At 68.1% G+C, this 20,246-nt stretch carries 20 protein-coding genes; 7 read left to right on the top strand and 13 right to left on the bottom strand.

Annotated features, from left to right (window positions below; all coding sequences use genetic code 11):
• Positions 1-119 precede the first annotated feature (119 nt).
• The 4 genes from KBI52_RS30140 to ribH are packed head-to-tail and all read right to left on the bottom strand — an operon-like array spanning position 120 to position 3,314.
• On the bottom strand, positions 120-1,349 hold the full coding sequence (locus tag KBI52_RS30140) for an MFS transporter (protein ID WP_210812636.1): 1,230 nt from the start codon (positions 1,347-1,349) through the stop codon (positions 120-122).
• Positions 1,324-2,313, bottom strand: a complete 990-nt coding sequence (thiL, locus tag KBI52_RS30135; RefSeq protein WP_210812641.1) for a thiamine-phosphate kinase — start codon at positions 2,311-2,313, stop codon at positions 1,324-1,326. The genes KBI52_RS30140 and thiL overlap by 26 nt, the downstream gene beginning before the upstream one ends.
• A gap of 27 nt (positions 2,314-2,340) precedes the next feature.
• A complete protein-coding gene (gene nusB, locus KBI52_RS30130; RefSeq protein ID WP_173950469.1) occupies positions 2,341-2,823 on the bottom strand; it encodes a transcription antitermination factor NusB in 483 nt (160 codons plus the stop codon).
• A gap of 2 nt (positions 2,824-2,825) precedes the next feature.
• On the bottom strand, positions 2,826-3,314 hold the full coding sequence (ribH, locus tag KBI52_RS30125; protein ID WP_210812635.1) for a 6,7-dimethyl-8-ribityllumazine synthase: 489 nt from the start codon (positions 3,312-3,314) through the stop codon (positions 2,826-2,828).
• Positions 3,315-3,363: 49 nt separating this feature from the next.
• Between ribH and KBI52_RS30120 the strand changes: the two genes are divergently transcribed.
• A complete protein-coding gene (locus tag KBI52_RS30120; RefSeq protein WP_210812634.1) occupies positions 3,364-3,513 on the top strand; it encodes a hypothetical protein in 150 nt (49 codons plus the stop codon).
• Positions 3,514-3,519: 6 nt separating this feature from the next.
• On the opposite strand, the gene KBI52_RS30115 is transcribed toward KBI52_RS30120, so the two are convergent.
• From KBI52_RS30115 to KBI52_RS30085, 7 genes are all read right to left on the bottom strand, one after another.
• Complete coding sequence (locus KBI52_RS30115; RefSeq protein WP_173950466.1) at positions 3,520-4,155, bottom strand: riboflavin synthase; 636 nt, start codon at positions 4,153-4,155, stop codon at positions 3,520-3,522.
• Positions 4,155-5,303, bottom strand: a complete 1,149-nt coding sequence (ribD, locus tag KBI52_RS30110; protein ID WP_210812633.1) for a bifunctional diaminohydroxyphosphoribosylaminopyrimidine deaminase/5-amino-6-(5-phosphoribosylamino)uracil reductase RibD — start codon at positions 5,301-5,303, stop codon at positions 4,155-4,157. Before ribD ends, KBI52_RS30115 begins: the two co-directional genes overlap by 1 nt.
• The gene (gene nrdR, locus KBI52_RS30105) at positions 5,300-5,803 is read right to left on the bottom strand and encodes a transcriptional regulator NrdR (protein WP_173950464.1); all 504 of its coding nucleotides are present in this window, start codon (positions 5,801-5,803) and stop codon (positions 5,300-5,302) included. The genes ribD and nrdR overlap by 4 nt, the downstream gene beginning before the upstream one ends.
• Before the next feature lie 177 nt (positions 5,804-5,980).
• Positions 5,981-7,285 carry a serine hydroxymethyltransferase gene (gene glyA / locus KBI52_RS30100; RefSeq protein ID WP_210812632.1) on the bottom strand — a complete coding sequence of 435 codons (1,305 nt, stop codon included), beginning with the start codon at positions 7,283-7,285 and terminating at the stop codon, positions 5,981-5,983.
• Between the two features lie 422 nt (positions 7,286-7,707).
• On the bottom strand, positions 7,708-8,979 hold the full coding sequence (locus KBI52_RS30095; protein ID WP_173950462.1) for a murein L,D-transpeptidase: 1,272 nt from the start codon (positions 8,977-8,979) through the stop codon (positions 7,708-7,710).
• Between the two features lie 259 nt (positions 8,980-9,238).
• The gene (locus KBI52_RS30090; RefSeq protein ID WP_173950461.1) at positions 9,239-9,700 is read right to left on the bottom strand and encodes a DUF6163 family protein; all 462 of its coding nucleotides are present in this window, start codon (positions 9,698-9,700) and stop codon (positions 9,239-9,241) included.
• Positions 9,700-10,752, bottom strand: a complete 1,053-nt coding sequence (locus tag KBI52_RS30085) for an enoyl-CoA hydratase/isomerase family protein (protein WP_210812631.1) — start codon at positions 10,750-10,752, stop codon at positions 9,700-9,702. Before KBI52_RS30085 ends, KBI52_RS30090 begins: the two co-directional genes overlap by 1 nt.
• A gap of 377 nt (positions 10,753-11,129) precedes the next feature.
• On the opposite strand from KBI52_RS30085, the gene hemB reads away from it, so the two are divergent.
• The 5 genes from hemB to KBI52_RS30060 all read left to right on the top strand — a co-directional run bounded on the left by hemB (position 11,130) and on the right by KBI52_RS30060 (position 16,550).
• Positions 11,130-12,173 (top strand): porphobilinogen synthase, encoded by a 1,044-nt coding sequence (hemB, locus tag KBI52_RS30080; protein WP_210812630.1) that lies wholly within the window; start codon positions 11,130-11,132, stop codon positions 12,171-12,173.
• Between the two features lie 188 nt (positions 12,174-12,361).
• Positions 12,362-13,774, top strand: a complete 1,413-nt coding sequence (locus KBI52_RS30075) for a branched-chain amino acid ABC transporter permease (protein WP_210812629.1) — start codon at positions 12,362-12,364, stop codon at positions 13,772-13,774.
• 9 nt (positions 13,775-13,783) lie between these two features.
• Complete coding sequence (locus KBI52_RS30070; protein ID WP_210812628.1) at positions 13,784-15,046, top strand: threonine ammonia-lyase; 1,263 nt, start codon at positions 13,784-13,786, stop codon at positions 15,044-15,046.
• Positions 15,047-15,056: 10 nt separating this feature from the next.
• Positions 15,057-15,539 (top strand): RDD family protein, encoded by a 483-nt coding sequence (locus KBI52_RS30065; protein WP_173950456.1) that lies wholly within the window; start codon positions 15,057-15,059, stop codon positions 15,537-15,539.
• Positions 15,540-15,803: 264 nt separating this feature from the next.
• Positions 15,804-16,550, top strand: coding sequence for an arginyltransferase (locus KBI52_RS30060; RefSeq protein WP_210812627.1), 747 nt, complete (start codon positions 15,804-15,806; stop codon positions 16,548-16,550).
• 69 nt (positions 16,551-16,619) lie between these two features.
• Here the strand turns inward: KBI52_RS30060 and KBI52_RS30055 are convergent, their stop codons facing one another.
• Positions 16,620-16,901 (bottom strand): hypothetical protein, encoded by a 282-nt coding sequence (locus KBI52_RS30055; protein WP_173950453.1) that lies wholly within the window; start codon positions 16,899-16,901, stop codon positions 16,620-16,622.
• A 200-nt stretch (positions 16,902-17,101) separates the two neighbouring features.
• Between KBI52_RS30055 and wrbA the strand changes: the two genes are divergently transcribed.
• Positions 17,102-17,797: an NAD(P)H:quinone oxidoreductase gene (gene wrbA, locus KBI52_RS30050; protein ID WP_210812626.1), complete on the top strand. Its 696-nt coding sequence runs from the start codon at positions 17,102-17,104 to the stop codon at positions 17,795-17,797.
• 157 nt (positions 17,798-17,954) lie between these two features.
• Here wrbA and parC read toward each other — a convergent pair whose 3' ends face one another.
• On the bottom strand, positions 17,955-20,201 hold the full coding sequence (gene parC, locus KBI52_RS30045; RefSeq protein WP_173950451.1) for a DNA topoisomerase IV subunit A: 2,247 nt from the start codon (positions 20,199-20,201) through the stop codon (positions 17,955-17,957).
• Between the last annotated feature and the right edge of the window lie 45 nt (positions 20,202-20,246).

Here is a 20,246-nt window from a genome sequence, read left to right as displayed (position 1 = left end):
AAGGCCCGTTTCCTGGCCTTGACCGGCCCCTACCCCCAGCGAACGTTATATTTGGTGGCAAAAAACCAGGCAGTCCGCAACGATCCTGCGGGCGCAACTCACAGGAAGGCCTTTATACTTTAAGCGGGTGCGATGGCCTTCGTCTTCTGCTGCCAAGCTAGCAGAAGTAGTGCGACGGCGACCGGTGGGAAGACCAGCCAGTTGACGCTCTCCCAGCCACCGGCGCTCAAAAGCTTACCCGACGAGAAGGATGCGGCGGCCACAGATCCGAAGATGAGGAAGTCGTTGGCGGCCTGGACCTTGGCGCGCTCCTCCGCCCGGTAGCAATCCGTCACCATGGCGGTCGCGCCGATGAAGCCGAAATTCCATCCAAGTCCGAGGAGGATGAGCGCCGTCCAGAAATGTGGAACCCCGATCCCGGACAAGCCGATGAGGGCCGAGAGAGCGATGAGCACCAGACCCACGGCCGTCACCGGCCGCTTCCCGAACCGGGCGATCAGGCGGCCCGTGAAGAAGCTCGGCCCGAACATGGCCAGGATATGCCACTGGATGCCGAGTGCAGCGACCCCAACGGAATGTCCGCAACCGATCATCGCCAGGGGGGCGGCCGTCATGACGAAGGTCATGAGGCTATAGGAGACGAGCCCCGTCACCGCCGCCACGATGAACCGGGGCTGCCGCACGATCTCGATCAGGGGCCGGCCGGCAGCCTTCGTGGACGTCACGCCGACCGGCGCCGGTCGCAGGAACGAGACCACGACCATCGACAACAGGGCGAGGGTTGCCTGCGCCAGAAAGGCTCCCGCGAACGGAGCGGCCTGGACGGCGTCCCGGGTCCAGATCACCGTCTGTGGGCCGATCACCCCGGCCGCGAGGCCGCCCGTCATGACCCAGGAGATAGCTTTCGGCTTGAATCTCTCCGTGGCTGCATCCGTCGCGGCGAAGCGGTAGCTCTGGTTGAAGGAGCCGTAGCTGCCGATGATCAGGGTCCCGAGGCAGAACAGGACGAAGCTGAACGAGGCGATGCCGAAGGCCGCCAGGCAGCCGCCGGCCACCCCGGTGCCCGCCCCGACGATGTATCCGATGCGCCGTCCTGCCTTTCGCATCAGCATGGCGGCCGGAATGGTGCCCAGGGCCAGGCCGAGATTGAGAAGGCTCACGGGGAGCGTGGCCAGATCCCTGTTCCATGCAAGCGACTGACCGACCAGTCCGCCAAGGGACACGACGATGGCCGGACTCGAGCCACCAAGCGCCATTGCGACGGCCAGAACCACCGCGTTGTGTTTCGCGACGGCATCGCTGGATGATGTCTGGAAGGAAGTATCAGAAATGCTGGTAGGAGCCGACATCGTAGCGTCTTTCGAGACCGTTCATCCGAAAGACCGGCCGATCATGTCCGGAGACGACTCGGCCGATGACGGACAGGGACAGGCCGACCCTATCGGCCTCTTTCCGGAGAGTGTCGAGATTCTTTTCCGGGACGGTGCAGAGAATCTCGTAGTCGTCCCCGCCCGTCACGGCGAGGTCCAGCAGATCGGGTAATGTCTCGACGGCCTTCGCGGCCGCCGGCGAGAGCGGCACCCGGTCCAGGTCGACCAGGGCGCTGACGCCGCTCGCCTGCATCATCTTGGCGAGATCGCCCGCAAGGCCGTCGGACACGTCCATGGCGGCGCCGGCATGATCGCGGAGGGCTGTCGCCAGGGCATGGCGGGGCTGGGGGTGGAGATAGCGGTCGGCCAGATGGGCTCTCTCGTCCGGCGTCAGCGCTGCGGCCCAGGCCGGGTCGGCCCGGAGCTTCAGGCCGAGCGCCGCATCGCCGATGGTGCCGGTGACGCAGACCAGGTCGCCGGCTCTGGCCGTCGTGCGCAGCACCATGCGACCGGACGGAACCTGCCCGACGGCCGTGACCGACAGGGTCAGCGGCCCCCTGGTCTTGACCGTGTCGCCGCCGAGGAGCGGACAGCCGAAGTCGCGGGACGCCTCCGCGAGGCCGGCCGCGAAGGCGGCGAGCCAGCTCTCGGTCCAGTCGCCGGGGAGAGCGAGACTCAGCAGGAACCCGGCGGGATCGGCCCCCTTGGCGGCGAGATCCGACACGTTGACGCCGAGCGCCTTGCGGGCGATGGAGCCCGGCGCGTCTTCGGGCAGGAAATGCACGCGCTCCACGAGCGCATCGACCGTGAGGACGAGATCGTGGCCAGGCCGGGGCGTCAGGCGAGCGGCGTCGTCCGTGAGACCAAGGCCGCCCTCGCCGGCCATGGGGGCGAAGAAGCGGGCGATCAGGCTGTCTTCCGAGGGGCGGCCGTTCGAACCCATCACGCAGCTGCCCTCGCCCGCATCGTGCTAGCGCTTGCCCTGCCCGGCCGCCTTCTTCTCGAGCTCGCCCGGACGGACGTCGCGGGCGACCTTGTCGAGCACGGCGTTCACGAGGCCCGGCTCGTCCTCGCCGTAGAAGCCGTGGGTCACGTCCACGTATTCGGTGATGACCACGCGGGCCGGGACGTCCTTGCGGAACATCAGCTCGTAGCCGCCGGCGCGCAGGATGGCGCGCAGCACCGCCTCGACCCGCTTCAAGGGCCAGTCGGTCGCAAGCGCGTTGTCGATCTTCACGTCGATCTCGCGCTGGTTCTTGACCACGCCCGAGAGGATGTCACGGAAGAACGTGTTGTCGGAGGGCTGGAATTCGATGCCCTCGACCTCGCGGCCGATCCAGAAGGTTTCGAACTCGGCAAGCGCGTCCAGCACGGTCTTGCCCGACACGTCCATCTGATAGAGAGCCTGGACGGCAGCGAGGCGAGCGGCCGAGCGCTCTGCTGGCTTCGTCATGATCAGGCCTCCAATGTCTTCTTGATGCGCAGGACGGCCAGAGCCGCGTCCACCGCTCCACCGCCCTTATTCAATTCATTCACGCTCGCCCGGGTCCAGGCCTGCTGATCATTCTCGACCGTCAGGATGCCGTTGGCCAGGGGAATGCGGCGCTCGACGGAGAGATCCATCAGGGCGCGGGCGCTCTCGCCCGCCACGATGTCGTAATGACCCGTCTCGCCGCGGATCACGCAGCCCAGCGCCACGACGGCGTCGTAGGGCCGGCCGGCCCTCTCGGCGGCGTCGAGGGCGATCGCGATGGTGGCCGGGATCTCAAGGGCGCCGTCAAGAGTCAGCACGTCCATACTGGCCTGCGCGGCCTCGACGGCGCCCTTCGCGCCCCGCAGGAGCTCGTCGGCGATGTCGTCGTAGAAGCGGGCCTCCACGACCAGGATGCGGGCGCCGGGAACCGGCGGACGGGGGCTTTTGGGCTTGTCGGATGGCGCGACCATGGCGGACTCTGCAAAGATCTTTCGTGAACAGCCTGAGGAGGGCTGGAAATTGGACCGTCTCGTCATCACCGGCCTTGTGCCGGTGATCCCGATGAAGAACGGCGTCGCGCTCCACACGATCGGGATGGCCGGGACAAGCCCGGCCATGACGTGGGAAGCGATGGCGCCCGGCGCCCTTCACTCAAGAGGGAAACGTTGAACGTCCCTACTCCGCCCGGCGCGCATCCGCAAGCCGGGCCGCGTAGCGGGCCATGAGATCGACCTCGAGGTTGAGCCTGTCGCCGACCTGCCGGTCGCCCCAGGTGGTGACCGCCAGCGTGTGCGGAATGATCAACACGGAGAACAGGTCGTCGCTGACGGAGTTCACGGTGAGCGACGTGCCGTCGAGGCAGACGGAGCCCTTCTCGGCGATGAACGGGGCGAGCCCATGGGGCGCCTTGATGGTGAAGCGCGCCGTCGGACCCCACGGGTCGTCGCCGGCGGTGATCGCCTCCTTGGCCACGATGGTGGCGATGCCGTCCACGTGCCCGGTCACGATATGGCCGCCGAGCTCGTCGCCGATCTTCAGGGAACGCTCCAGGTTGACCCGGGTGCCGGCTTCCCAGGCCCCCACGGTGGTGCGCTCCAGGGTTTCGGCCGCGGCATCCACGTCGAACCAGCAGCCGCCCTCCCGCGGGCCGAAAGCCACGACGGTCAGGCACGGCCCGCCGCACGCGATCGAAGCGCCGAGCGCGATCGTGGCGGGGTCGTAGGACGCATGGATCCGCAGGCGCTTCAGGGTTCCTTGGGATCCCTCGGCGGTTGCGATCTCACCGACATCGGTGACGATACCCGTGAACATCAGGGTCTCTCCCAGAACATGAAAAGGTCGGGGCCGATCTGCTCCTCGGCCCAGGGGTTCAAGAAATCCATCTGGTCCTGAAGGGCCGGGCCGAGGGCCGGCACGTCGCCCTGCCCCCGTGCCGAGCGGCCGGTGATCAGGACCAGCTCGTCGACGAGGTCGGACCTGGCCAGCGCATCCGCCAGGTCCGGTCCGCCCTCGCAGAACACGCCCGTCAGGCCCCGCGTGCCGAGGAGCTGCAGGGCCTCGGGCAGGTGGACGCGGCCGTTCGCGTCGGACGAGACGCGCAGGATCTCGACGCCGCGCGCTGCCAGCGCCCGCTCCGGCTCCACCGGCGCGTCGACGGTGGTGACGATCCAGGTCGGAATCATCCCGGCGCCGGCCACGACGCGGGCGGTCGGCGGCGTGCGCAGGCGGGAATCGACCACGATTCGCACCGGCGAGCGGCCCTCCAAGCCCGGCAGGCGCACATTCAGCAGCGGATCGTCGGCCAGAACAGTCCCGACCCCGACCATGATGGCGTCCGCGTGAGCGCGCATCAGGTGCACCCGGCCGTTGGCCGCCTCGCCGGTGAGCATCAGCCGTGGGCCGCGGCGCGCGCCGGCAAAGCCCTCGGTGCTGCGGGCGAGCTTCACCGTGACGGCCGGGCGGCCCCTGGTCACGCGGGTGATGTGCCCGCCATGGAGCCGCGCGCCCTCGGGCGCGAGACAGCCGATCGACAGAGGAATCCCGGCGCGGCCGAAGCGCTCCGGACCCTGCCCGGCCGCGAAGGGGCTCGGATCCGGCACGCTCACCACCAGCCGGCCGATCCCCGCCGCCACGATGAGGTCGCTGCAGGAGGGGCCGTGGCTGTGGCTGCTGCGGGCCGCGCAGGGCTCCAGGGTCACGTAGAGGGTGGCGCCGCGGGCCCGCTCGCCGGCCGCTTCGAGGGCGATGCGCTCCGCATGGGGCCGGCCGCCGGCCTGGGTGACGCCCTGAGCCAGGATCATGGGAGAATCGCCGCTCTCGTCGACCAGCACGGCGCCCACCGACGGGTTCGGCCAGGTCAGCCCGAGGTGGCGCCCGCCCAGGGCGATCGCCAGGCGCATGAAGTGCTCGTCGCGCAGAATCCTGTCAGGGGACGGCCGCTCGGCCCCGGCGGGGGTCATGGCTCGCTCGGCGCACGCTTCTTCTTGGGCGGAGGCGGCAGGTCGTCCTCGCCTTCCGCCAGCTTGCCGAGGATCTCCTCGAAATCCTTGGCCTCGCGAAAATTCTTGTACACGGAGGCGAAGCGCACATAGGCCACGTCGTCGAGGCCCTTCAGGCCCTCCATGACGAGCTCGCCCACGGTCTCGCTCGGCACCTCGCCGTCGCTCATGCTCTCGAGCTGGCGCACGATGCCGTTGATCATCCGTTCGACCCGCTCCGGATCGACGGGCCGCTTGCGCAGCGCCACCTCGACGGATTGCTGGAGCTTGTCCCGGTCGAACGGCACCCGCCTCCCTGAGCGCTTCAGCACCGTCAGCTCGCGCAGCTGCACGCGCTCGAAGGTCGTGAAGCGGCCGCCGCAATCCGGGCAGATGCGGCGACGGCGGATGGACGAGGAATCGTCCGTGGGGCGGGAATCCTTCACCTGGGTGTCCAGGCTCCCGCAATAGGGGCAGCGCATCAGCCTTCTATCCGATATTCGAAGCCAGGGATTTTCTGGACGATCCACTTCGTCATGGCCGGGCCGGTCCCGGCCATCCCGATATGGTGAAGCGCAGCGCTCTTCGCATCGGCATCACCGGAACAAGCCCGGTGACGCCGTGGAAGGGAAACGTCCGGCCACGCTCCGATGGCCCGATCACGCGTAGATCGGGAACCGGCGGGTCAGCTCGTGGACGCGGTGCTTGACCGATTCCTCGACCGCCGCGTTGGCCTCGTCCCCATGGGCGGCGAGGCCGTCCAGGGTCTCGACGATCAGCTCGCCCACCTTCCTGAACTCGGCCACGCCGAAGCCGCGCGAAGTGGCGGCCGGCGTTCCCAGGCGGATGCCCGAGGTGACCATCGGCTTCTCGGGGTCGAAGGGCACGCCGTTCTTGTTGCAGGTGATGTGGGCGCGGCCGAGCGCCGCTTCGGCCGCCTTGCCCGTGAGCGTCTTGGGGCGCAGGTCGACCAGCATCAGGTGGTTGTCCGTGCCGCCCGCCACGATGGCGTAGCCGCCCGCGAGCATCGTGTCGGCCAGCACCTTGGCGTTGTCGACCACGGAGCGGGCATAGAGCTTGAACTCGGGCCGCAGGGCCTCGCCGAACGCCACGGCTTTCGCCGCGATCACGTGCATGAGCGGGCCGCCCTGGAGACCGGGGAAGATCGCCGAATTGACCTTCTTGGCGATGTCCTCGTCGTTGGTCAGGATCATGCCGCCGCGCGGGCCGCGCAGGGTCTTGTGGGTCGTGGTGGTGACCACGTGGGCGTGGGGGAACGGCGACGGATGCGCGCCGCCCGCCACGAGGCCGGCGAAATGCGCGATGTCGACCATGAAGAAGGCCCCGACCTCGTCGGCGATCTCCCGGAAGCGGGCGAAGTCCCAGAACCGGGAATAGGCAGAGCCGCCGGCCACGATCACCTTCGGCTTGTGGGTCCGTGCGAGCTCGGCGACCTCGTCCATGTCGATGATCTGGTCGCTCTCGCGCACCTTGTAGCTCACCACGTTGAACCACTTGCCCGACATGTTCACGGGCGAGCCGTGGGTCAGGTGGCCGCCGCAGGCGAGGTCGAGGCCCATGAAGGTGTCGCCGGGCTTCATCAGAGCCATGAACACGGCCTGGTTGGCCTGGGAGCCGGAATTGGCCTGCACGTTGGCGAAGCGGCACTCGAACAGGCGCTTGGCGCGCTCGATGGCGAGTTCCTCGGCCATGTCGACGAACTGGCAGCCGCCATAGTAGCGGCGGCCCGGATAGCCTTCCGCGTACTTGTTGGTCATGACGGATCCTTGAGCCTCCAGGACGGCCCGGGACACGATGTTCTCGGAGGCGATCAGCTCGATCTCGTCCCGCTGGCGGCCGAGCTCGAGCCCGATGGCGCGGGCGATCTCGGGATCGCTGTCAGCGAGGCTCGCCGAGAAAAAGCTGTTGGACAGATGGCTGCGTGCCGCTTCACTCGCGCTCATGGGTCACCTCGTCTTCCTGGGGGCCCGGCTGGAACGGGCCGCTCGATCCGCTATGGCCCAGGCCTTTACCATGGCTGCCTTGACCGCGCCAACCCGCACGGGAGACATGCCCGTCCGGCGCCGAGCATGCAACGGGGCGCCGGGCATCTCGGGCGGGCGAAGCGCGGCGCTTCGGAGAGGCAGCGCCTGGTTCGCACCGCCCTACCCCGTCATGGCCGGCTCTGGGCCGGCCATCCCGATCGGAAAGGCGTGGCATTCCAAACAATCGAGATCACCGGGACAAGCCCGGTGATGACGTAGCGGGCGTCGGGGTCTGTGCGAACGTTGCCGGACCGAAGCGACCCCACAAACGAAACCGCCGGCCCGAAGGCCGGCGATGAGGTCGTCATGACGCTGTGCCGGGGCTGTGGTCCGCCCAGCCCTCAGTTCTGCAGGAACATCTCCTGGTCCGGCTCGGTCGGGGTGCGGCTTGCGACCGGGATCGCGTTGCCGAGGCCGTCCTTGTTGTAGATGTCGTCGCGGAACTGGACGAGGCCGTCCGGGGTCGCCCAGGCGGTCATGTAGATCCAGTGGATCGGCACCGGCTGCGCCAGGCGTGCGTCGATGCGCTCTCCGGACTTGAAGGTGGCATCGATCTGCTCGCGGCTCCAGCCGGGGGTGTCCTTCAGGAGCCACTCGATGTAGTCGCGCACGTTCTGGATGCGGATGCAGCCCGAGGACACGAAGCGGAAATCGTCGCCGAAGATGCCCTTGGACGGCGTGTCGTGCATGTAAACGCCGTGCTGGTTCGGGATGTTGATGCGCACGAACCCCATGGAGTTCAGGTCGCCGCCCGGATCCTGGCGGAAGCGGTAGCGGGTCGCCTCGTCCGAGAACCAGTTGATCTGGCTGGACTGGACCTCCTGGCCGGCCGAATTGAAGATGCGGATCCGGTTCTCGGCCAGGTAGTTCGGCTCCTTCTGCATCTTGGGGATGAGGTCCTTCTTCACCACCGAGGCGGGGGCCGTCCAGAACGGGTTGAAGTTGACCTCGACCACCTTGGAGTTGAGGAGCGGCGACTGGCGGTCGATCTTGCCGACGCCGGCGGCGTGGCGGGTGTGGACGACGCCGCCCTCCACGGTCTCCACCAGGGCGGCCGGGATGTTGGCCACCGCATAGCGGTTGGGAAGCCCGGAGCCCACGAGGGTGCGCAGGCGGGCCACGTTGATCTCGAGCTGACGGATGCGGACGTCGGCCGGCACGTTCATGGCGGCGACCGTCGGGGCCGTGATGGTACCCGTGGAGCTGATGCCATGGCGGGCCTGGAAGCGGCGCACGGCGGACTCCACGTAAGAGTCGAAGATCGGCGATTCGCCAGCCGCCTGGTCGAGGTCGCCGGTGATGATGAGGCGCTGGCGCAGGGCCACCACGGCCGGGCTCTTCGAGCCGACGCGCAGGCCCTGGACGCCCTGGACGGGCTGCCAGCCGCCGCGGGCCGCGATGTTGCGGTAGTACTCGATCATCTGCTCGGTGGCGGCGAGCGCGTCGGCGGACAGCATGGGGGTCGAGGTGCGCTGCACGCGGGTGCGCGACACGGCCTCGTAGTTCTGCGACCACTCGGCCTGGCTCTGGGCGAATTGCTGGGCCAGGGCCCCGGTAGCCGGCGTGAAGATCAGGGCGAGCGATCCGGTCAGGAGGGTACGGCGAGAGAACATGAGCGCAGGCTCTTCCCGGTTAGATGTTTCCGACGGCGGGAGCGGCAGGCGAATGCCCGCGACAGCCCCCTTCCCAGCGATAAGTGCCGGGATAGGATTAAAGAACGGTATCGAAAACGAGGAACATCGGGGCCGTTTTATGGCAAACCGACCCGCTCCCGGTTCCTGGCGCTCCGCAACCGCCTTCCGGCCACATGTAACTTTGAACTGTGCTCTTGGGGATACACTTCTGCGTGAGGAGCTTGGCCGGACCGCCCGGTCAGTGGTTTTCCCGCGCGGCGAGCCACGAGACCGCAAGATAGACCGCCATCAGGGTCAGGAAGAACGCCACGGTGACGACCCCGCCCGAGACGATCCCCGGGAAGAAGGCGGCGAGAATCAGGTGGCTCATCACGGCGAGGAGCCACATGATGCCGCCCCAGGTGCTGGCCATCCACAGGCCCACCGCCGCCACGAGATCGATCAGCGCGAAGTAGATCATGGTGGCCTGGTAGCCGGTCGACCGGGCCTCGAACTGCCCGACCGGGGTCCAGATGCCGAGGATCACCGCCCAGGCGCTCAGGCCCTTCATGATCCACAGGATCGCCAGGACCCGCATGAACCAGGTCAGCACGAAGCCCCAGCGCATGATGGAGCTGGCGACCGGCCGCTCCTCGATCCGGTCGGACAGGTACTCCCGGGTGGCCGGGGTCGACGGCGGCTGGGTTCCGGTGCGGGGCATCAGGCGACCTCCAGGTCCCGGTCGCCCAGGCTGGCGAAGTGTTGCTCGATCACGGCCCCGTCCACCTGGTCGAGAGCGGCGGGCTGCCAGCCGGGCCGGTTGTCCTTGTCGATCAGGACCGCCCGCACGCCTTCGAAGAAGTCGTGGCCGTCGCCGATGCGCGAGACGATTCGGAACTCGGTCCGCATGGCCTCCTCGAAATCCATCGCGGCGCCCCGGCGCACCTGCTCGAAGGCCAGGTTCAGGCTCGTGGGCGACTTCGCCCGCATGCCGGACGCGGCTTTGGCCGCAAACGCCGAGCCGCTCTCGGCCGCCCGATCCAGGCGGGCCAGGATCTCGGCCACGCTGCCGCCCGAGAAGCAGGTATCGATGGTCTCCCGCTCGCCCTCCAGGGGCGCCGGGCCGGGATCGGTCGCGACCTGCGACAGGGCCGCCTCGACGCGGTCGCCCGCGATCAGCGCGTCGCGCAGGCCCGGAATGTTGCCGCTCGGCACCGCATGGGTGGCCAGGCCCAGCATCACGGCGTCCTCCCGCTTCACGCGATCGCCCGTGAGGGCGAGATACATGCCGGTCCGGCCCGGCAGGCGCGGCAGCGCGTAGGTGGCGCCCACGTCGGGGAAGAACCCGATCCCGACCTCCGGCATGGCGAAGAGGTAGCGGTCGCCCGCCACCCGGTGGGTGCCGTGCAGGGACACGCCGACGCCGCCGCCCATGCAGATCCCGTCGATAAGGGACAGGTAGGGCTTCGGGTAGCGCTTGATGACGATGTTGAGCTGGTACTCCTCGCGCCAGAAGGCGAGCGCGTCCTCGCGCCGGCCGGCCTTGAGGTCCTCGGTGAGCTGCCGGATGTCGCCCCCGGCGCAGAAGGCCTTGTCGCCCGCCCCCTGGACGATCACCCGCGTCACCGCCGGGTCCTGCGCCCAGGAATCGAACGCCCGGCGCATCTCGCGCACCATGCCGAGCGTCAGGGCGTTGAGCGCCTTCGGACGGTTGAGCGTGATGAGGCCCGCCTCGCCCTGCCGCTCGCAGAGCACGTCGACGCTCTCGTCCATGGAACACTCCTTCGGTTGGTGGCGGCTTAAAACAAGGCACGCGCCGGACGTCAATGGACACGGTGCCCTTCGCGGTCCGAGCATCAGCATGACGGATCGCTTCTGCCACGTCATCACCGGCCTTGTGCCGGTGATCCCGATACCTTGAAGCTCAACGCTCTTCCGATCGGGATGGCCGGGACAAGCCCGGCCATGACGGTGGGAGCCTACAAAGTGGCGGTGACAAACCCGCGCAGCCGCCAATGCATGGCTGGGTTGAGGCCGATTTCCCCTGGATCGGCCGGATATGCGACCTCGAACCCTTTTTTAGAGCGATTTAAATGTGCTAACCCTCTCGCCATCGGCCGGCGCATCGAAGCCGGTGCTGGATGAGGACGATGTCGAAACTGTCTCCGTTCCCCCGCCGTTCCGCGGACGAAGCGCCTTCTTCTTCCCTGAACCTGTCCCACCGCCTGCGACGCAACCGCAAGGCCGAGTGGTCGCGGCGGCTGGTGCAGGAGAACGTGCTGACGGTCAACGACCTGATCTGGCCGATCTTCGTGGTCGAGGGCGCGAGCGGCCGCACGCCCGTCACGTCCATGCCGGGCGTGGAACGCCTCACCATCGCGGAGGCCGTGCGCGAAGCCGAGCGGGCCGCCGCCCTCAACATCCCGGCCATCGCGCTGTTTCCCTACACGGATCCGGCGCTGCGCGATCCGACCGGGTCCGAATCCCTCAACGGCCGCAACCTGGTCTGCCGCGCGGTGCGCGAGATCAAGAAGGCGGTGCCCGCCATCGGCATCATCTGCGACGTGGCGCTCGATCCCTATACCAGCCACGGCCATGACGGCGTGATGGACGGCGATCGCATCCTCAACGACGAGACCGTGGCCCTTCTGGTCCGCCAGGCGGTGCTCCAGGCGGAGGCCGGGGCCGACGTCATCGCCCCGTCGGACATGATGGACGGCCGCGTCGCGGCTATCCGCGAGGGTCTCGATCAGGCCGGGTTCCAGGACGTGCAGATCATGGCCTATGCGGCGAAATACGCGTCCGCCTTCTACGGCCCGTTCCGGGACGCCATCGGCACCACCGCGTGCCTCGTCGGCGACAAGCGCACCTACCAGATGGACCCGGCCAATTCCGACGAGGCCCTGCGCGAGGTGGCGCTGGATCTCGAGGAGGGGGCCGACATGATCATGGTGAAGCCCGGCATGCCCTATCTCGACATCGTGCGCCGGGTGAAGGACAATTTCGCCGTTCCGACCTTCGCCTACCAGGTCTCCGGCGAGTATGCCATGATCCAGGCCGCGGCCGGGAACGGCTGGATCGACGGAGAACGGGCGATGATGGAAAGCCTCCTGGCCTTCAAGCGTGCCGGCGCGGATGGCATCCTGACCTATTTCGCCCCGAGGGTCGCGGAAAAGCTGAAGAACCAGGGCTGATCGCCCGTCACATCCGGGGGTCGTTCCGTGTCGGGCTCAAGGCGTCTCAGAGACTGGCTCAGGACGTGAGCGCGAACGATGAGGTCCGGCAACGATCCCTGCCATGTCATCACCGGCCTTGTGCCGGTGATCTCGATGCGAAGAGCGCAGGGTTTCAAACAATCGGGATGGCCGGGACAAGCCCGGCCATGACGGGAGAACACGACTGCCGGGAGCACGTTCCGGATGAGAGCCGCAGGATCCTCCCGCTCTTCACACCCTTCCTGAATCTGGCCCTCCTCGCCTCCCTCCTGCTCGGCCTCTGCCTTCTCTCTGCCTGCGGAATCTCCACCGACGCCGAGCAGGCGCGGGTCTGCCGCTCGGTCCTGCCGGCGCTCAATCCCGGCGCGGCGATCACCGTCGAGCGGATCCAGGCGGGGCTCGCTCCGCGGAGCCTGCGGGTCGAGTATATGGCGCAGTTTCCCGACCGGCCGATTCTCCAGCGCTTCGCGATCTGCCAGTTCGTGGCCGAAGGGCTGTCGGCCAAGAAGGCGGAGCTGGAGGGCCTCGCCACCGAGGAAGGCCCCTTGTCCGGCGCCAGCCTCTACCTGCTCAAGCGCTATTATCTCGACACCCCGGAGGGCTCGGCCGGCGATCCGGGCAGCCCGCTCGGCGCCAACGTGATCGAGATCCCCGAGGGTGCCGCCTATTGGCTGCAGCAGATCCTGGTGAGCCTGCCGCGAACGGCCATCTACGCCCTGCTGTCGGTGGCCTTCGCCCTGGTGTTCGGGCTGAGCGGGCGGATCAACCTGGCCTTCGGCGAGCTGGCGGCGGTCGGTTCGGCCGCGACCATCGCGGGCGCCTCGGTGGTGCTCGGCTTCGGCGCCAGCTCCCCGGTGCTCGGCCTCGCAGCGGGGCTCGCCGCCGCTCTCTTCGCGGGCGCCATCCACAGCGCGGTCGGGGGCTACTTCACCATCGGACGCGTCGTCAGTGCCAGCCCGCAGCCGAGCCTGATCGCCACGGTCGGATTTTCGCTCTTCCTGATGGAATACCTGCGCCTCGTGCAGAGCCCGGTGACGGTCTGGCTGCCGCCGATCTGGTCCCAGGCCTGGCCCCTCGTGCGTGCGGGCGAGTTCATCGTCAGCCTGACGCCGATTACCGTGATCACGGCCGGAATCGGCCTCGTGGCGGCTCTCGCCCTCCTCTGGCTCGTGCAGGCGACGCGGTTCGGCCGGTCCTGGCGGGCCTATGCGGACGACCCCAAGGCGGCGGCGCTCATGGGCGTCGATGGCCCACGGCTTCTCGTCCAGACGCTGGCGCTCGCCGGCGCCATGGCGGGCCTGTCCGGCATGCTGATCGTCGCGCAATACGGCGGCCTGGGCTTCGCCGGCGGCTTCCAGTACGGCCTCAAGGCCCTGATCGCGGCGATCATCGGCGGCATCGGGTCGATCCCCGGTGCGATGCTCGGCGGATTCGCCGTGGGCTTGTTCGAGACCCTCTGGTCGGCGTATCTCCCCATCGAGGCGCGCGACATGGCCCTCTACGTGGCCCTGGTCGTGTTCCTGGTCTTTCGGCCCGGTGGCCTGCTGGGATTCAGGGATCCGACACCAAGGCCCGTCTAAGGGCGTATAATGAGATTTTCGGAGGACAACGTGGCCGAGTACGCCATCACCATCGAGGACGTGGAGCGCGCGGCGGAGACGATCCGGGGCCAAGTCCTGCGCACGCCCCTGGTGCCCGCCCCGCGCCTGTCGCAGCTCACCGGCGCGACCGTTTGCGTGAAGCACGAGAACATGCAGCCCACCGGCTCCTTCAAGGAGCGCGGCGCCGCCACCAAGCTCGAGAGCCTCGATCCGGACGAGCGCCGCCGCGGCGTCATCGCCATGTCGGCCGGCAACCACGCCCAGGCGGTCGCCTATCACGCGCGCCGCCTCGGCATCCCGGCCACCATCGTGATGCCGGAGGGCACGCCCCTGGTGAAGGCCGAGAACACCCGCTCCTACGGGGCGCGGGTCATCCTGGAGGGCGAGACGCTCTATGAATCCGCCGCCCGCGCCCGCGAGATCGCCGACCAGGAGGGCCTCGTCTTCGTGCATCCCTACGACGATCCCAAGGTCATGGCCGGCCAGGGCACCATCGCGCTCGAGATGCTCGCCGACGCGCCCGATCTCGACCAGATCGTGGTCCCCATCGGGGGCGGCGGGCTGATCTCGGGAATTGCGGTGGCCGCGAAGGCGCTCCGGCCCGACATCGAGATCGTCGGCGTGGAGGCGGCCCTCTACCCGTCCTTCCGCAATGCGATCCTCGGCGAGCACCGCCCCATCGGGGGCGCCACGCTGGCCGAAGGCATCGCGGTCAAGACCGTGGGCCAGCTCCCCCTGCCCATCGTGCGCGATCTGGTGTCCACCATCATCCCGGTCGAGGAGCCGCTGATCGAGCGCGCCGTCAACGCCTATGCGACCCTCCAGCGGACGATGGCCGAGGGTGCGGGCGCGGCGGGCCTCGCCGCCATGATGGCGCAGCCCGAGCGGTTCAAGGGCAAGCGGGTCGGCCTCGTGCTCTGCGGCGGCAACATCGACGCGCGGATCCTCGCCTCCGTGATGGTGCGCGAACTGGAGCGGGACGACCGCATCACGTCGTTCCGCATCACGTCGAACGACAGGCCGGGACTGCTCGGCCGCGTGGCGAGCCTTCTGGGGAGCCTCGGGGCCAACATCCTGGAGGTTTCGCACGGCCGCCTGTTCCTGGACGTGCCGGCCAAGGGCGTTTCCATCGACATCACTATCGAAACCCGGGACAGACAACATACATTGGAGGTGTTCGAGGCGCTGGCGGCGGAGGGACTCGCCCCGCAGCGGATCGAGTCCCGCAGCCTGCCCGAGGCCGCCTTCTGAGGAGAGAACGATGGTCAACCGACCTTACCCGCCGACGCTGAACTATCCGTCCTACGAGCTCGACACCCGTCTGACGGAAGGCGTGATCTCCCGGCGCTTCTGGGCCTACCTGATCGACCTCGTCGTCATCGCCCTCTGGGTCGTGCTGATCTCCATCGGGATCTTCTTCCTCGGGATCATCACGCTCGGCCTCGGCTGGGGGCTGTTCTTCGCCCTGCCGCTCACGGCGCTGATCTTCATCGTGTACAACGCGGTCACCATCGGGGGCTCCTCGCAGGCGACGGTCGGCATGCGGTACATGGGGCTTCGCGTGATCGACCCGCGCACCGGCCGGGGCGCCTCGCCGCTCGCCGCCGCCGTGCACGCGCTGTTCTTCTACGTGGCGGTCTCGACCTTCCTGCTCTGGGCCTGCGACGTGCTCGTCGGCTTCGTGCGCGACGACCGCCGCTTCATCCGCGACCTGCTCACGGGCATGATGGTGGTGCGGGCTTAAGACAGGGACGGAAGCGCATCGAACCTGCCACGTCATGGCCGGGCCCGTCCCGGCCATCCCGATCGTCCGGGGTACGGCGCCCGACATGATCGGGATCACCGGCACAAGGCCGGTGATGACATCGAAGGGAAACATGAAGCGCGCAGGAGCCGCGCGACATCAAACGCCTGTGACATTCGCCCTCTTTTCCTGGACGGCCCGGACACCAATGTTATCCTTGGGCGTTGATGAAGCGCTCAAGGTTTCTCCACAAGGCTTTCCCGATTGACGAGCCAGCCCCGCGACGCACCGCAATTCTATCTCACCTCCCCGTCCGCATGCCCCTACCTGCCGGGCAAGGAGGAGCGCAAGGTCTTCACGCACATCGTGGGACGACGCGGCCGGGAGCTGAATGAGATTCTCACTCAAGGCGGCTTCCGGCGATCCCAGACGATCGCCTACCGGCCCGCCTGCGACGCGTGCCGGGCCTGCGTGTCGGTGCGCGTGGTGGTCGACGATTTCGAGCCCTCCGGGAACCTGCGGCGCGTCCTCAAGGACAATGCCGATCTGATCGGCCAGCCCCTGCCCAACCGTCCGTCCTCGGAGCAGTATTCGCTCTTCCGCCGCTACGTGGACACGCGCCACTCCGACGGCGGCATGGCCGACATGACGGTGCTCGATTATTCCATGATGGTCGAGGACAGCCACGTGGACACGAAGGTGATCGAATACCGCCGGCGGGGGATCGACAGCGCCCTCACGGGGCGCGGCGCGGGCGACCTCATCGCGGTGAGCCTCACCGACGAGATGAGCGACGGCCTCTCCATGGTCTACTCGTTCTACGACCCGGAGATGCAGGACCGCAGCCTCGGCACCTTCATGATCCTCGACCACATCCGCCGCGCGAAGGCGATGGGCCTGCCCTATCTCTATCTCGGCTACTGGGTCGAGGGCTCGAAGAAGATGGGCTACAAGGCCCGCTTCAAGCCGCAGGAGCGGCTCATGGCGCACGGCTGGGTGCGGGTCGGTTGACACCTGCGACCAGCCTGTCGGTGGTTCGGCAGGCGGTCGCCGCGCGGCAGCGGCTTTCCCGTCTGATCGTCAGCCGTTGTCGCGGGATATGTTGACGGGGTGCTTCCGCCGCGCCGGCTTGTCGCTGAAGGGCCGCGAGGAAGCCGGGCGGGACGGCAGGGCACGACCTTGTCCGGGCCCGCTGCCGATGACCCGGCCGGGTTCGGGGCTCGAGGCCGGGGTGCCCGCCTGCTGGGCGCGGCCGGCAGCGTTCATCATCGGACCGAGGGGCATGGACTGAGCCATCGCCGAAGTGCCGGCCGCCAGGGAGGCGCCCGCAAGGCCGGCCATCACGAGCAATCGAACGATCATGGAACCTCCTTCCGGAAAGGCGTTTGGCCATCGCGCCCCGGGGACGCGCGTGAGCCGACATCGCACCGCAGAGCGGCATCCTTCCTTAAAGGCATATCCGGCCGCGCGAGCCCTCCGGACGGAGGGGCGGCGGATAAATCCGGAACAACCCCTCCCGCGCCTTGTTCGTTGCATAATCCTTACGAAACGGAAGGTGCGCCATGGCCAAGATCCTGGTCCTCTACTACTCCTCCTACGGCCATATCGAGACAATGGCCCGGGCCGTCGCGGAGGGTGCCCGCTCGGTCGCGGGCGCCGAGGTGACGGTCAAGCGCGTGCCCGAGCTGGTGCCGGAGGAGATCGCCCGCAAGTCGGGCATGAAGATCGACCAGGAGGCGCCGGTCGCCAGCCCGAACGAGCTCGGCGACTACGACGCCATCATCTTCGGCACGCCGACCCGCTACGGCAATATGGCCGCCCAGATGCGCAATTTCCTCGACCAGACCGGCGGCCTGTGGGTGAAGGGCGCGCTGGTCGGCAAGGTCGGCAGCGTTTTCGCCTCGACGGCCACGCAGCACGGCGGGCAGGAGACGACGATCACGTCGTTCCACACCACGCTCCTGCATCACGGCATGGTCATCGTCGGCCTGCCCTATTCCTATCCGGGCCAGACCAAGATGGACGAGGTCACGGGCGGCACGCCCTACGGGGCGACCACCCTCGCGGGCGGGGACGGCTCGCGCCAGCCGAGCGAAAACGAGCTCGGCGGTGCCCGCTTTCAGGGCCGCCATGTGGCCGAGATCGCCGCCCGGCTCGAACGCGGCGCCGGCGAGCGCGGTCCAGTCCCGCCGGACATGGACAACCCGACCGAAACCACGGGCGGGACCGAAGGCGGCCTCGAGGGCTCCGGCATGTGATCACCGGCCTCGTCCTGACAGGTCAGGGTCGACGAGGATCATACCCTCCACGTCATCACCGGCCCTGTGCCGGTGATCCCGATCTTCCGAGGCGACGCGTCGTCCGGATCGAGATAGCCGGGAGGGGCCCGGCCATGACGTCGAAACGGATTGCCGCCTATTCCCCGAACCGGTTCGACTTCGGGAAGCCCTTGGGCGGCAGACGGCCGGCCTCGGTGCGGTCGCCCATCCAGTCGCGCAGGTCCTCCTTGGCGACCGTCCAGGTGCGGCCGGCCGTGTCCTTCCAGGTCAGGCCTTCCTTCAGCTTGAAGACCTTGGCGTCGGAGACGCCGCCGTCCTTGTAGCGCTGGAGGCGCACGCCCTTGCCGCGGGTCATCTCGGGCACCTGCTTCGCCGGGAAGACCAGGAGCTTGCGGTTCTCGCCGATGATCGCCACGTGATCGCCCTCGGCCTCCGTGCACACGACCATTTTGGCCGGCGCGTCGAGGTTGAGGATCTGCTTGCCCTTGCGGGTGTTCGCCGTGATCTCGTCGGTGGGCACCACGAAGCCGCGCCCGTCGGTCGCCGCCACGAGCAGCTTGCCGCCGGCCCGGTACGGGAAGGCCGCGATGAAGTCGGCGCCCTCCTCCAGGTCGACCATGAGGCGGATCGGATCGCCGAAGCCGCGCCCGCCCGGGAGCTTGGACGCCTCGAGGGTGAAGAAGCGCCCGTTATCCGCCACCACGACGATCTTCGACGTGGTCTCGGCGAAGAACGCCACTTTCAGCGCGTCGTCGCCCTTGAACTGAACGCCCGAGAGATCGGCCTGGTGGCCCTTCATGGCGCGGATCCAGCCCTTCTGGGACACGATCACGGTGATCGGCTCGCGCTCGATCATCGCCTCGGCGAAGTCGATGTCGGAGGTGTCGGGCGCCTCGGCGAAGGAGGTGCGGCGGCGGCCCAGAGCCGTGTCCGGCCCGAAGGTCTTGCGGACTTCCTTGATCTCGGCCGAGATCGTCTTCCACTGCACCTTCTCGGAGCCGAGAAGCTCCTCGATCTTGGCCTTCTCGTCCTGCAGGTTCTTCTGCTCGCGCTTGAGCTCCATCTCCTCGAGCTTGCGCAAGCTGCGCAGGCGCGTGTCGAGGATGGCGTTGGCCTGGACCTCGGTGAGCTGGAAGACGCGCATCAACTCGACCTTGGGCTCGTCCTCCTCGCGGATGATCTTGATCACCCGGTCGAGGTCGAGATAGACGATGAGCAGGCCGCCCAGGATTTCCAACCGGCGGTCGATGGCCGCCAGGCGGAAGCCCGAGCGGCGGATCAGCACCTCGCGGCGATGGTCGAGCCATTCGCGCAGGCATTCGGCGAGGCTGAGCACCTTCGGCACCTTGCCGCCGGCGAGCACGTTCACGTTCATCGGGATGCGGCTCTCGAGCTCGGTGAGCTTGAAGAGCGACTCCATCAGGATGATCGGATCGACGGTTTTCGCCCGGGGCTCCAGCACCACGCGGATGTCCTCGGCGGATTCGTCGCGCACGTCGGCCAGGAGCGGCAGCTTCTTCTCCTGCAAGAGCTCGGCGATCTTCTCGATCAGGCGCGACTTCGGCACCGAATACGGGATCTCGGTGACGACGATCTGCCAGTTGCCGCGGCCGAGGTCCTCCTTGGCCCAGCGGGCGCGCACGCGGAACGAGCCGCGGCCGGTCCGGTAGGTCTCGGCCATGGCGGTCGGCGTGTCGACGATGATGCCGCCGGTCGGCAGGTCCGGCCCTGGCACGAACTGCATCAGCTGCTCGGAGGTCGCGGTCGGCTTGGCGATGAGATGGAGGGCCGCGTCGCAGAGCTCGGCCGCATTGTGCGGTGGGATCGACGTCGCCATTCCGACCGCGATGCCCTGCGAGCCGTTGGCGAGCAGGTTCGGGAACGCCGCCGGGAGCACCACCGGCTCCTCGTTGGTCTGGTCGTAGGTCTCGCGGAAGTCGACCGCGTTCTCGTCGATGCCCTCCAGCAGAAGGCGCGCGACCTCGGTCATGCGCGCCTCGGTGTACCGCATGGCCGCCGCGTTATCGCCGTCGATGTTGCCGAAATTGCCCTGCCCGTCCGCCAGCGGGTAGCGCTGGGCGAAATCCTGCGCCATGCGCACCAGGGCGTCGTAGATCGACTGGTCGCCGTGCGGGTGGAACTGACCCATCACGTCGCCGACGATGCGGGCGCATTTCTTCGGCGCCGATTTCGGGTCGAGGCGCAGGAGCCGCATGGCGTGCAGGATGCGCCGGTGAACCGGCTTCAGCCCGTCGCGCGCGTCCGGCAGCGCCCGGTGCATGATCGTGGAGAGCGCATAGGCGAGATAGCGCTCCTCAAGGGCGTCCTTGAGATTGATGTTCTCGATCTCGCCCCCGGACGGTGGATTGACCGGCTTACCCATTCCTCGAAATCCTCAATTGCGAATCGCTTCTTATCATCTGAAAAG

Origin of the sequence: Microvirga sp. HBU67558, from assembly GCF_018069605.1 — a bacterium.
Lineage (GTDB): Bacteria > Pseudomonadota > Alphaproteobacteria > Rhizobiales > Beijerinckiaceae > Microvirga > Microvirga terrae.
This window is presented reverse-complemented; position numbering and strand designations above follow the sequence as displayed.

Excerpts from the sequence above, each read along its gene's own strand:
- KBI52_RS30115 (WP_173950466.1), bottom strand. The coding sequence starts at position 4,155 with ATGTTCACGGGTATCGTCACCGATGTCGGTGAGATCGCAACCGCCGAG.
- wrbA (WP_210812626.1), top strand. The coding sequence starts at position 17,102 with ATGGCCAAGATCCTGGTCCTCTACTACTCCTCCTACGGCCATATCGAG.
- KBI52_RS30065 (WP_173950456.1), top strand. The coding sequence starts at position 15,057 with ATGGTCAACCGACCTTACCCGCCGACGCTGAACTATCCGTCCTACGAG.
- KBI52_RS30085 (WP_210812631.1), bottom strand. The coding sequence starts at position 10,752 with ATGGACGAGAGCGTCGACGTGCTCTGCGAGCGGCAGGGCGAGGCGGGC.
- KBI52_RS30075 (WP_210812629.1), top strand. The coding sequence starts at position 12,362 with ATGACGGGAGAACACGACTGCCGGGAGCACGTTCCGGATGAGAGCCGC.
- nusB (WP_173950469.1), bottom strand. The coding sequence starts at position 2,823 with ATGACGAAGCCAGCAGAGCGCTCGGCCGCTCGCCTCGCTGCCGTCCAG.
- ribH (WP_210812635.1), bottom strand. The coding sequence starts at position 3,314 with ATGGTCGCGCCATCCGACAAGCCCAAAAGCCCCCGTCCGCCGGTTCCC.
- ribD (WP_210812633.1), bottom strand. The coding sequence starts at position 5,303 with ATGACCCCCGCCGGGGCCGAGCGGCCGTCCCCTGACAGGATTCTGCGC.
- hemB (WP_210812630.1), top strand. The coding sequence starts at position 11,130 with ATGTCGAAACTGTCTCCGTTCCCCCGCCGTTCCGCGGACGAAGCGCCT.
- nrdR (WP_173950464.1), bottom strand. The coding sequence starts at position 5,803 with ATGCGCTGCCCCTATTGCGGGAGCCTGGACACCCAGGTGAAGGATTCC.
- KBI52_RS30140 (WP_210812636.1), bottom strand. The coding sequence starts at position 1,349 with ATGTCGGCTCCTACCAGCATTTCTGATACTTCCTTCCAGACATCATCC.
- KBI52_RS30055 (WP_173950453.1), bottom strand. The coding sequence starts at position 16,901 with ATGATCGTTCGATTGCTCGTGATGGCCGGCCTTGCGGGCGCCTCCCTG.
- KBI52_RS30070 (WP_210812628.1), top strand. The coding sequence starts at position 13,784 with ATGAGATTTTCGGAGGACAACGTGGCCGAGTACGCCATCACCATCGAG.
- thiL (WP_210812641.1), bottom strand. The coding sequence starts at position 2,313 with ATGGGTTCGAACGGCCGCCCCTCGGAAGACAGCCTGATCGCCCGCTTC.
- glyA (WP_210812632.1), bottom strand. The coding sequence starts at position 7,285 with ATGAGCGCGAGTGAAGCGGCACGCAGCCATCTGTCCAACAGCTTTTTC.
- parC (WP_173950451.1), bottom strand. The coding sequence starts at position 20,201 with ATGGGTAAGCCGGTCAATCCACCGTCCGGGGGCGAGATCGAGAACATC.
- KBI52_RS30090 (WP_173950461.1), bottom strand. The coding sequence starts at position 9,700 with ATGCCCCGCACCGGAACCCAGCCGCCGTCGACCCCGGCCACCCGGGAG.
- KBI52_RS30095 (WP_173950462.1), bottom strand. The coding sequence starts at position 8,979 with ATGTTCTCTCGCCGTACCCTCCTGACCGGATCGCTCGCCCTGATCTTC.